Origin of the sequence: Mesorhizobium sp. M7A.F.Ca.AU.002.02.1.1, assembly GCF_003998535.1 — a bacterium.
Classification (GTDB): domain Bacteria; phylum Pseudomonadota; class Alphaproteobacteria; order Rhizobiales; family Rhizobiaceae; genus Mesorhizobium; species Mesorhizobium ciceri.
The window spans coordinates 1-10,386 of record NZ_RZPB01000144.1 but is presented as its reverse complement, the minus strand read 5'-3'; the positions used below and the strand labels follow the sequence as shown (position 1 = coordinate 10,386).

Here is a 10,386-nt window from a genome sequence, read left to right as displayed (position 1 = left end):
GGTCTATGCAGGCCCTTCACAAGGCTTAGGAGAGGCTTCGGATGAGAAACGCAATCTGCCTCGCATTGACTGCGGCAGTGGCTGGGTGCGCGACCTCCCCGGTCGACTATGAGGCGTCGCTTTCGCAGCAGGACCAGAAATGGGCCTCCCCGGCATGCCAGCAGGCCCGCAGGGCGGCTTCGGATTACGAGGCTCGCGAGAAAGAGCATCCGGGATGGGGTTTCGGCGTCCTGCTTGGTCCATACTCGATGGGGCTCGTCGCAGCCATCAAGGAGCATGAGCAGAAGCAACGAAAGCTGTTCGCCCGCGAAGTGCACCTGCAATGCTCAAGCCTGCCGCTGCCGAAGGAACTGCAGGGCGATTTGAACCCTGCCGTACCGCCGACCAAGTATCCATAGCCTGCCGCGCCTTCCGGCAGAAGGCGCCGGGGTGGCCGCCGTCATTGGCGGCACCTCGATCTTCGGCGGCCGCGGTGTCTACACCGGCACCATCCTCGGCGCCCTGATCCTGACCGTGCTGACGATCCTGCAGATGCCGGAAGGGGCAAGGCGGATCTTGTCGGGCTGATCGTGCTGTTCGTGACGGCGGTTTATTTGAGGATTGTGGAGGAGAGATAGGGGCGGGTTGAGGTGAATGGCTGCTTTTGGGCCGAATTCAGACAGGCAGCTTTGGCGCAAGGATGCGAACTACTGCCGTTCAACCAATGATAAAGGCTCAGATCGAATTTTGGTGCTTCTTCAAAATTTGCACCTATTGAGGATGCGCCACGGCCAGCCCGCGAGGACCGATCCGCTCTCAAAAAGCGTGTACAGGTTGACAACACCTTGGCCGCTGCAACATCCTGCCGGTTTTTAGACTGGGAGGTAGCATGACTATTTCGATCAACCGCCGCACCTTTTCCATAGGCGCGGGCGCTCTGGCTTTGGCTGCGGCCGGATTTTCGCCGGCACGCGCGCAGCAGGCGTTTTTCCGCATCGGCACGGGCGGAACGTCCGGTACCTACTATCCGGTGGGCGGCCTGATCGCCAACGCCATCTCGGCAACCGGGGCGGCCGGCGTCGAAGGCTTGGTCGCCACCGCCACGTCCTCCAACGGTTCGGTGGCCAACATCAGCGCCATCCAGTCGGGCGCGTCCGAATCGGGCTTCACGCAATCCGACGTCGCCTACTGGGCGCATTCGGGCACCGGCCTCTATGAGGGCAAGCCCAAGGTTGACGACCTGCGCCTCATCGCGACGCTTTATCCCGAGACGATCCATTTGGTCGCGCGTGCCGACGCCGGCATTAAGTCGGTGGCGGATCTCAAGGGCAAACGCGTCTCTCTTGACGAGCCGGGCTCCGGCACCATCGTCGATGCGCGACTTGTGCTTGGCGCTTACGGTCTGGCTGAAAAGGACGTGCAGCCCGAATATCTCAAGCCTGGCCCGGCCGGAGAGCGGCTGCAGGATGGCGCCATGGACGCTTATTTCTTCGTCGGTGGTTATCCGACCGGCGCAATCGTTGAGCTTGCCACCACCAACAACATCACGCTGGTGCCGATCACCGGCCCCGAGGCCGACAAGCTGCTGTCCGAGCAGAAGTTCTTCTCCACCGATACCGTGCCGGAAGGCACCTACAAAAATGTCGGCGAAACCAAGACCATTTCCGTCGCCGCTCAATGGGTGACCAGCGCCAAGCAGACCGACGACCTCGTCTACAAGATCGTCAAGTCGCTTTACAGCGACGAAACCCAAAAGGCCCTGCAGGCAGGCCACGCCAAGGGCAAGCTGATCACGCTCCAGAACGCGGTTACCAGCGCTGGCATTCCGTTTCATCCCGGCGCAGAGAAATTCTACAAGGAAGTCGGCACCCTGAAATAAGAGGCATTTGGACCGGCTGACAACAACGAGGCGGAAGGGATGCTTTCCGCCTCTTTTGTCTGGAAATTCAGGACACGGAACCGGCCATGAGCGATGACGACAAGATCAAGCTTTCCGCAATGGAGTTCGATGAGGAGAGCGCTCGCGAACTGGAGGAGAAATTCGACTCCGAAATCCGCTTCCGGCCACTGACCCGTGTCGCGGGCTGGCTGGTCGGCTTCCTCCTGGTGGCGCTGTCACTGTTTCACTACTACACCGCCGGTTTCGGCCTGCTGCAGGAAATGCTGCACCGGGGCATCCACCTGTCGATGGTGCTGGCGCTGATCTTCCTCGTCTTCCCGCTGGTGAAGAAAAGCTACGACCAGCCCGCGCGGTCCAGCCTCCTGCGGCCGCTCGGCATACCCCTTTTCGACTGGCTGCTGGCGATCGCTGCGGTCGTCGTCGTCATGCACGTGCCTATGATCCCGCTCGACGACCTTGCCTTCCGCGTCGGCAATCCCACGGCGCTCGACGTGGTGTTCGGCCTTATCCTCATCCTGCTTCTGCTGGAGGCGACGCGCCGCTCCGTCGGCATCCCGCTGCCCATCATCGCCGTCGTCTTCATGGCCTACGCGCTGTTGGGGCGGTACATGCCGAGCATTCTGGTGCACCCCGGCGCGTCCGTCTCCCAGCTCATCGATCACCTTTATCTGACGACGCAGGGCATCTACGGCATCGCGCTCGGCGTCGTCGCCACCTACGTCTTCCACTTCGTGTTGTTCGGCGTCTTCGCCACCCGCATTGGCCTCGGCCAGCTCTTCCTCGACTGTGCGGCGTGGGTCGCCGGCCGCTACGCCGGGGGTCCCGCCAAGGTGTCGATCTTCGGCTCGGCGCTGTTCGGCATGATTTCCGGCTCGTCGGTCGCCAACACCGTTACCGTCGGCTCGCTGACCATCCCGGCGATGATCAAGCTCGGCTACAAGAAACATTTCGCCGCAGCGGTGGAAGCGGCGTCCTCGACCGGCGGTCAGGTGACGCCGCCGATCATGGGCGCAGCGGCCTTCCTGATGATCGAATTTCTCGAACTGCCCTACACGACCATCATCCTTGCCGCCATCGTGCCCGCCTTCATGCACTTCTTTGGCGTGTTCATGCAGGTGCATTTCGAGGCCAAGCGAACCGGCCTCAGGGGGCTCAGGCCGGACGAGATGCCCGATGTCGTCGAGGCGCTGAAGCGGGACTGGCCGACGATCATCCCGCTCGTCGTTCTTATCGGCGTGCTGCTCTCGGGCTACACGCCCTACATGGCCGCCTTCTGGGGCATCACCTTGTGTATTCTCGTCGGCTTGCTCAATCCGCGCCGGCGCATGTCGGTCGCCGACATCGTGACGTGTCTGCGCGACGGCGCCAAATATGCGCTCGCAGTCGGAGCCGCTGCCGCAACCGTCGGCATCGTCGTGGGCGTCGTCACCCTGACCGGAGTGGGCTTCAAGCTGTCCTACATCGTCACATCGACGGCCGGACACCTTTCCCTTCTCTTCGGCACCTTCATCCCCGAGGCGATCTTCTCGGCCCAGGGCCTGACCCTATTGTTCACCTTGATCATGACTGGCGTCGTCTGCATCCTGATGGGCTGCGGCATCCCGACGACCGCGAACTACATCATTATGGTGACGATCGCGGCGCCGGCGCTTGTCATGCTCGGCACCGAGCCGATCGTCGCTCACTTCTTCGTGTTCTATTACGGAGTGCTGGCGGACATCACGCCACCGGTGGCGCTGGCGGCGTACGCCGCCGCTGGCATGGCGGGGGCGGACCCGTTCAAGACCGGCAACACCGCCTTCCGGCTGGGGATGGGTAAGGCACTGGTTCCTTTCGTTTTCGTCTTCTCACCGTCCCTGCTGCTGGTGACGAAGGATTTCACCTGGCCGAACTTCTTCCTCGCCTTTTTCGGCTGCGTGCTGGGCATCACCTGCCTGGGCGCCGCGCTATCGCGCTATCTTCTGGTGCGCACACGCCCATGGGAAAACGTGCTGCTCGTGTTCGCCGCCCTGCTTCTGGTGGCACCCGAACTCTATTCCTCGCTACTCGGCGTGGCGCTTTTGGTCCCGGTCCTGCTGCGCCATTGGAACGCACGCCACACTGAAGAGGCGCAACCAGTCTGATCAGCGCCGCTCCAACGCAATCCTTCCCGGGGTTTTCGACGTCGCGCATATGCGGTGGGCGGACGGAAAGATGAGAGGGCCGACCATCGAGTCCATGACATTCCGCTGCGGGTTCTCGGCGCCGAGCGAGCTTCAGCCTAGTCGCGAAGATGTCCGCTCGTGAGAAGAGGCGATGAGCCGTGGCGATGACCGGCATGGGGCGCAAATCAGACCCTCCTCCCGGTCGAATCCAACAGCGGTTTTTGGCCTTCTTAGAATTACGGGAATTACGGTGACAGTGCACCTTTTACCCTGCCATGTGTCCGCCTATCCCCCCGCCAATCGCGGCAGCAGAAAAATCTCCGCCCCCTCCGGCAGCTTCTTCGACCACGTATCGCGATAGATCGTCCCGTCGATCGCAACGGCGATGCCCTTGTCGATCAAGGGCTCGAGGCCGGGATACTGTTCAGCCAGCTTCCTGAACAGCTCCCTTATGTCCTTGGCCTCGATCTCGACCTTGCTGTTGCCTCCGGCGGTCGCGGCGAGCGAGCCCCAGAGCGTTACTTCGACCATTCCCGTTCCGCCTCGATCGCGGCAAGGATGCGCGGCGGCGACATCGGGATGTGCGTCATGCGCACGCCCGCGGCATTCGACACCGCATTGGCGATCGCCGCCAGCGGCGGCACGATCGACGTCTCGCCGACGCCGCGCACCCCGTAAGGGTGGTTGGGGTTGGGGATTTCGAGGATCTGGGTGTCGATCATCGGCAGGTCCGAGCAGACCGGGATGCGGTAATCGAGGAAGCCGGCGTTCTGCAGCCGCCCGTCCTTGCCGTAGATATACTCCTCGTTGAGCGCCCAGCCGATGCCTTGCGCGGCACCACCCTGGTATTGGCCCTCGACATAGGTCGGGTGCACCGCCTTGCCGGCATCCTGCACGACCGTGTAGCGGATGACCCTGGCGGCGCCGGTATCGGGATCGACCTCGATATCGCAGATATGGGTGGCGAAGGAGACGCCGGCGCCATCGGCGACGAGCTCGCTGTGGCCGGCGATCGGCCCGCCGGTCTTGCCCGACTCGACCGCGATCTCCTTCAGCGACAGCTTGCCGAGATTGCCGTGCTTCTCGCCCTTGGCGATCGCGTGGCCCTTCTCCCAGACCACGTCGTCGACGGCAATGTCCCACATCTGCGCGGCGCGCTCGCGCAGGATCTTGATCGCATTGCGGGCGGCCGAGATCGTTGCCATGGAAGACGAGAAGGTGCCGCGGCTGCCGTCCGTCATGTCGTTGTAGCCGAGGCTGGACGTGTCGGCGACGATCGCCTTGACCTGGGAATAGTCGATGCCGAGTTCCTCCGCCGCCACCAGCGACAGCGACGCGCGCGAACCACCGACGTCGACCGTGCCGACGGCAAGCGAGACCGAGCCGTCCATGCCGATGTTGAGGTCGGTGCAGGTCTGGCCGCCGAAGTTGAACCAGAAGCCGCAAGCCATGCCGCGGCCCTGGTTCTTGCCCAGCGGCGCCTTCATGTGCGGATGGCTCTTCACCGCCTCGAGCGTCGGGCCGATGCCGATCGGGCCGTAGACCGGACCGTAGGAGGACCGTGTGCCTTCCTGCGCGGCGTTTTTGATCCGGAAGTCGACCGGGTCCATGCCGATCTTCTTGGCCAGCTCGTCGACGGCGCTTTCCACCGCGAAGGCTGCCATGGGTGCGGAAGGCGCGCGATAGGCCGCGGTCTTCGGCCGGTTGACCAGCACTTCGTAGCCGACCGTCTTGACGTTATCGAGCTTGTAGCAGGCGAACGCGGTCATGGCGCCGATCTCGGCCCAGGAGCCGGCATACGGGCCGCAGCTGTAGCGCAGCGTCGCTTCGGCGGCGGTGATGGTGCCGTCCTTGCGGGCGCCGATCTTGACGTCGATCGAGGTGGCGCTGGTCGGGCCCGAGGCGCGGAACACCTCGTCGCGGGTCATCACCAGCTTCACCGGCCGTCCTGCCTTGCGCGACAGCGCCAGCGCCACCGGCTCGGCCCAGACATGGGTCTTGCCGCCAAAACCGCCGCCGATCTCCGAGGAGGTGACGCGCAGTTTCGAGGCTTCCATGCCAAGCAGCTGGGCGCAGTGCTGGCGGTAGACGAAATGGCCCTGCGTGCACACCCAGAGGTCGGCGGTGCCGTCGGAGCTGAAATTCGCCACGCAGGCATGCGGCTCGATATAGCCCTGGTGCGTCTGCTCGGTCTTGAAGGAGCGCTCGACGATGAAGTCGGCGTGCCCGAAACCCTGATGGACATCGCCATGGCCAAACTGGCTGCGCTTGGTGACGTTGGAGGGTTTTACCGGCTTTTCCTCAAGGCCCTCGGTGAAGATGGCATCATTGATCAAGGGCGCCGTGTGCTTCGCCGCCTCGTCGACATCGGTGACGTGCGACAAAAGCTCGTACTCGATCTCGATGAGCTTCAGCGCCTGCCTGGCGGTGCGGGCGTCGATCGCGGCGACCGCGGCCACCGCGTGGCCGTCATAGAGCGCCTTCGTGCGCGCCATGCAATTGTCGAGGACGTCGTACATGGCGGCATCGCCATCGGTGAGGTCGGGCAGGTCGGCCGCGGTGATCACCGCCTTGACGCCGGCGAGCTTTTCCGCTTTCGACGTGTCGATCTTGACGATCCTGGCGTGGGCGTGCGGGCTTCTCAGAACGCGCCCGACCAGCTGGCCGGCCATGTTGAAGTCGGCGCCGTAGCGCGCGCGGCCCGTCACCTTGTCGATGCCGTCGGGACGGATCGGACGTGTGCCGACGGAGGCGAATTTACGTCCGGAAAAACGTGGATCGAAATTCATCTCAGGCTCCCTTCATCACGATGGCCGCATCCTGGACGGCGCGCACGATCTTGTCGTAACCGGTGCAGCGGCAGAGGTTCCCGGCAAGGCCGAAGCGGATTTCCTCCTCGGTCGGGTCGGGGTTCTTGGCCAGGAGGTCCTTGGCCGCGATCAGGAAGCCCGGAGTGCAGATGCCGCATTGCAATGCGGCGTGCTCGAGGAATTTCTGCTGCAGCGGGTGCAGCGTATCGCCATGCGCCATGCCCTCGATGGTCTCGACGCGACGGCCTTCAGCCTCGGCGCCGAGCACCAGGCATGAGCACACCAACCGGTCATCGAGGATGATCGAGCAGGCGCCGCAGTCGCCGGTGCCGCAGCCTTCCTTGGCGCCCGTCAGCCCCAGCCGATCGCGCAGGACGTCGAGCAGCGTCTCGTCGGGCTGGCACAGATACTCGACAGCATCGCCGTTGATTGTCGTTGAAACTGCAATTCCAGCCATCATTTGCCTCCTGCACGTGCATAGGCTGATGTGGCGGCCCGCTGGGCCAGCACACCCGCAACTTTTCGTCTGAATTCGATAGTGCCGCGCTTGTCGTCGATGGGACGACAGGCCCCCGCGCAGACCTTGGCGAGCCGCTCCAGCGTCGCCTCTTCCAGCCTGGAGCCGACGAGCACCTCCGCGGCCTCTTCGACCAGAAGCACCGTCGCCGCCACGGCGCCCAGCGCCACGCGGGCCGATTTGACGACACCGTGCTCGTCGAGCGTCAGGTTCACCCCGGCGCTGACCACCGCGATGTCCATCTCGGTGCGTGGAATGAAACGCAGATAGGCATCGCCAGACCGCGGCTCGCGCTTGTCGAGCAGGATCGCCTCGATGATCTCGCCTTTGGCCAGCGACGTCTTGCCCGGCGCGGTCGGCACGCTCTGCACGGGGATCGTGCGCCGGCCCGCCGGCCCGACGACCACTGCCCTGGCGCCGGCGGCAACCAGCGCCGGCACGCTGTCGGCGGCCGGCGATGCGTTGCAGAGATTGCCCACGATGGTGCAGCGGCCCTGCACCTGCTTGGAGCCGATCAGCTTGGCCGCCTCGACGACACCAGGCCATGCCTTCTTGAGGGCGGTGTTCTCTCCCAGGACGGCGCAAGGGACCGCGGCGCCGATGCTGAAGCCTTCAGCCGTTTCCCGGATCTCGCTCAAGCCATCGATCGCCTTGATGTCGACGATCAACTCTGGTTCGGCAAAGCCGCCCTTCATCCTGACCAGGAGGTCGCTGCCTCCGGCGAGGATGGCGGCCGTACCAGCCGACCCGGCCAACTGGCCAACGGCATCTTCTATTGAAAGCGGACGTATGTAGCGCATCGTCTCCCCTTGGTCATCGCGATTTCAGCGACCGTTATAAACAGTCTCCTCATAATGGCTATCCGGTTCGTCGTCTGCGGCGATTGGGCCAGGCGCCGCAATATCCAGTCCAACAGGCCGAAAGTGGCGCACTGAATGGCAGCAACCGGCTTTGGAATGATTTTCGTGAAACTTCGGTCTGGATCAAGTGCGCTCATTCGGTTTTGTCCGCTTTTGGACCGGAACGGCGTTTAAGCCGGCAGAGCCGCTGCTTGGCTGCCCCACTGAAGCCCCCTGTGTTCGGCGGCCGTCCGAAACGCCTGCGGCGGCTGGCCAAGGGTACGCAGGAAGGCACGCCGCATGCGTCCGGGATCGCCAAAACCGGCGGCTTCGGCGATGCGCTCAAGCGGGAGATGGCTGGTCTCGATCGCCGTGCGGGCCGTATCGAGGCGCATGCGCTCTACCGCCTTTGCCGGCGTGACGCCGGTCTCGGACGTGAAGGCGCGGGCGAAGTTGCGGGGACTCATGGCCGCGTGATCGGCCAGGCATTCGACGGTCAGCGGTTCGGCCAGGTTTGCCCGCACCCACTCGATCAGCGCGGCGAAGCGGCCGGTTCGCCCGCCCAGTTCGACGAAGGCCGAGAATTGCGACTGGCCGCCCGGCCGGCGCTGGTGCATGACTATCTGCTGTGCGGTGCGGCGCGCCACTTCAGCGCCAAGGTCATCTTCGACGAGGGCAAGCGCCAGGTCTATTCCGGCCGAGATGCCGGCCGACGTCCAGATGTCGCCATCCCTGATGAAAATACGCTCGGCATCCAGCCTGACCTTCGGGTAGCGGCGGTGGAAGTCGTGACTGCTGGCCCAGTGCGTGGTGGCGCGGCGGCCGTCGAGCAATCCCGCCCGTGCCAGCAGGTACGCGCCGGTGCAGACGCTGGTGGTGCGCCGCGCCGGCACGCGCCTCAACCAGGCGACGATCTCGTCCATCGCCTCGATGGAACGGATGATTTCGCCGCCCGATACGATGACGGTGTCGAAAGGGCCGTCGCGCAGAGGTCTGGTGAGAAGCTTCAGGCCAGAGGAGCTTTCAACGTCGCCGCCGCCGGGCGACAGCAAAACCAACTCATAGCTGTCCGGGCGGCAGCGCTCCGCAATCTCGAAGACGGTTGTCGGCCCGGCCGCATCCAGAAGCTGGAAACCGGGGTGAACGACGACGGCAACGTGCCTGCGCATGGCAGTATTCGCCCGATTTATGTCATTTCGGACGAAACCTAACGCCGGTAGCCTCGTCGTCAAGCCATCTGGAGACCGGCAAAAGTCCTGGACGAAACGCTGCGCGCCATCGCTGCCCGCCATGGTGCCCGCACGGCAGACCTCGTCGCCATGCAACTCGAATATCCCCGGCCACGCGCATCGCCGTGACGTCGCGAAGTCGACGGGCATCTGGCCGGCTCGGGGGGACTTTTCACGGCAAGGGAGTGACTGATGAAAGCATTGATCGCCGGGGCCGGTATCGGCGGCCTCACCACTGCTCTGTTCCTGCATGAGGCAGGCATCGAGGTCGAACTTTTCGAGCGGGCCGACGACATCCGCGAACTTGGCGTCGGCATCAACATGCTGCCTCACGCTGTCAAGGCGCTGGCCGGGCTTGGGCTGATGCCGGCGCTCGACGCGGAGGGGGTGAGGACACGCGAGCTTGTCTACACCAACCGCTTCGGCCAGATCGTATGGCAGGAATTGCGGGGCATCGATGCCGGCTATGAGGTTCCGCAAATCAGCATTCATCGCGGCAGGCTGCTGGGGCTGATTCACCGGGCCGTGGTGAACAGGCTTGGCGGCGACGTCATCAGCACGGCAAGCCGTGTCGATGCCTTCGAGCAGAACGAGGGCGAGGTCGTGGCGCATTTCCGCCGGCATGACGGCTCGCGCGGCGAGGCCCATGGCGACCTGCTCATAGGCGCCGACGGGATTCATTCCGCCGTCAGGGCCGTGCTCTATCCCGAAGAAGGGCCGCCGATCTGGAACGGCACGATGCTGTGGCGCGGCGCCACGCCGTGGCCGGTCTGGCGCGACGGGCGCACCATGGCGGTTGCCGGCGGCAATTTCGCCAAGTTCGTCTATTATCCGATCGAGCCGGATCGCGAAGAGACCAGGCTGACGAACTGGGCGGTGATGGCCAATACCGGCGATAGCGGCACATCACCGCTGCGTCCCGGCGACTGGAGCCGCCCGGGCGTGATCGACGATGTGCTGCCCTTCGT

At 64.2% G+C, this 10,386-nt stretch carries 9 protein-coding genes and 2 pseudogenes; 6 read left to right on the top strand and 5 right to left on the bottom strand.

Annotation, left to right across the window (positions count from 1 at the left end; genetic code table 11):
- Positions 1-41 precede the first annotated feature (41 nt).
- The 4 genes and pseudogenes from EN879_RS11775 to EN879_RS11760 all read left to right on the top strand — a co-directional run bounded on the left by EN879_RS11775 (position 42) and on the right by EN879_RS11760 (position 4,002).
- On the top strand, positions 42-398 hold the full coding sequence (locus tag EN879_RS11775) for a hypothetical protein (RefSeq protein ID WP_024501714.1): 357 nt from the start codon (positions 42-44) through the stop codon (positions 396-398).
- A 34-nt stretch (positions 399-432) separates the two neighbouring features.
- Positions 433-617, top strand: a pseudogene (locus tag EN879_RS11770) (ABC transporter permease); the annotation flags it as partial.
- A 251-nt stretch (positions 618-868) separates the two neighbouring features.
- Positions 869-1,858, top strand: a complete 990-nt coding sequence (locus EN879_RS11765) for a TAXI family TRAP transporter solute-binding subunit (RefSeq protein ID WP_024501713.1) — start codon at positions 869-871, stop codon at positions 1,856-1,858.
- Between the two features lie 86 nt (positions 1,859-1,944).
- Positions 1,945-4,002, top strand: a complete 2,058-nt coding sequence (locus EN879_RS11760) for a TRAP transporter permease (protein ID WP_063168621.1) — start codon at positions 1,945-1,947, stop codon at positions 4,000-4,002.
- A 306-nt stretch (positions 4,003-4,308) separates the two neighbouring features.
- Here EN879_RS11760 and EN879_RS11755 read toward each other — a convergent pair whose 3' ends face one another.
- The 5 genes from EN879_RS11755 to EN879_RS11735 form a co-directional block, all read right to left on the bottom strand.
- Positions 4,309-4,554, bottom strand: coding sequence for a MoaD/ThiS family protein (locus EN879_RS11755; RefSeq protein ID WP_024501711.1), 246 nt, complete (start codon positions 4,552-4,554; stop codon positions 4,309-4,311).
- Positions 4,542-6,812 carry a xanthine dehydrogenase family protein molybdopterin-binding subunit gene (locus EN879_RS11750; protein ID WP_063168620.1) on the bottom strand — a complete coding sequence of 757 codons (2,271 nt, stop codon included), beginning with the start codon at positions 6,810-6,812 and terminating at the stop codon, positions 4,542-4,544. Before EN879_RS11750 ends, EN879_RS11755 begins: the two co-directional genes overlap by 13 nt.
- 1 nt (position 6,813) lies before the next feature.
- Positions 6,814-7,290 (bottom strand): (2Fe-2S)-binding protein, encoded by a 477-nt coding sequence (locus EN879_RS11745; RefSeq protein WP_013530647.1) that lies wholly within the window; start codon positions 7,288-7,290, stop codon positions 6,814-6,816.
- Entirely contained in the window at positions 7,290-8,150 is an 861-nt protein-coding gene (locus EN879_RS11740; protein WP_063168619.1) for a xanthine dehydrogenase family protein subunit M, read from the bottom strand. Before EN879_RS11740 ends, EN879_RS11745 begins: the two co-directional genes overlap by 1 nt.
- 230 nt (positions 8,151-8,380) lie before the next feature.
- The gene (locus EN879_RS11735; protein WP_063168618.1) at positions 8,381-9,358 is read right to left on the bottom strand and encodes a GlxA family transcriptional regulator; all 978 of its coding nucleotides are present in this window, start codon (positions 9,356-9,358) and stop codon (positions 8,381-8,383) included.
- A 72-nt stretch (positions 9,359-9,430) separates the two neighbouring features.
- Here EN879_RS11735 and EN879_RS39860 point away from each other — a divergent pair.
- Positions 9,431-9,547, top strand: a pseudogene (locus EN879_RS39860) (transcriptional regulator); the annotation flags it as partial.
- A gap of 63 nt (positions 9,548-9,610) precedes the next feature.
- Positions 9,611-10,386: FAD-dependent monooxygenase (locus EN879_RS11730; RefSeq protein WP_164774380.1), on the top strand; the 776-nt coding region annotated here is incomplete at its 3' end.

Coding starts and splice junctions, on each gene's coding strand:
- EN879_RS11775 (WP_024501714.1), top strand. CDS start 42: ATGAGAAACGCAATCTGCCTCGCATTGACTGCGGCAGTGGCTGGGTGC.
- EN879_RS11765 (WP_024501713.1), top strand. CDS start 869: ATGACTATTTCGATCAACCGCCGCACCTTTTCCATAGGCGCGGGCGCT.
- EN879_RS11760 (WP_063168621.1), top strand. CDS start 1,945: ATGAGCGATGACGACAAGATCAAGCTTTCCGCAATGGAGTTCGATGAG.
- EN879_RS11755 (WP_024501711.1), bottom strand. CDS start 4,554: ATGGTCGAAGTAACGCTCTGGGGCTCGCTCGCCGCGACCGCCGGAGGC.
- EN879_RS11750 (WP_063168620.1), bottom strand. CDS start 6,812: ATGAATTTCGATCCACGTTTTTCCGGACGTAAATTCGCCTCCGTCGGC.
- EN879_RS11745 (WP_013530647.1), bottom strand. CDS start 7,290: ATGGCTGGAATTGCAGTTTCAACGACAATCAACGGCGATGCTGTCGAG.
- EN879_RS11740 (WP_063168619.1), bottom strand. CDS start 8,150: ATGCGCTACATACGTCCGCTTTCAATAGAAGATGCCGTTGGCCAGTTG.
- EN879_RS11735 (WP_063168618.1), bottom strand. CDS start 9,358: ATGCGCAGGCACGTTGCCGTCGTCGTTCACCCCGGTTTCCAGCTTCTG.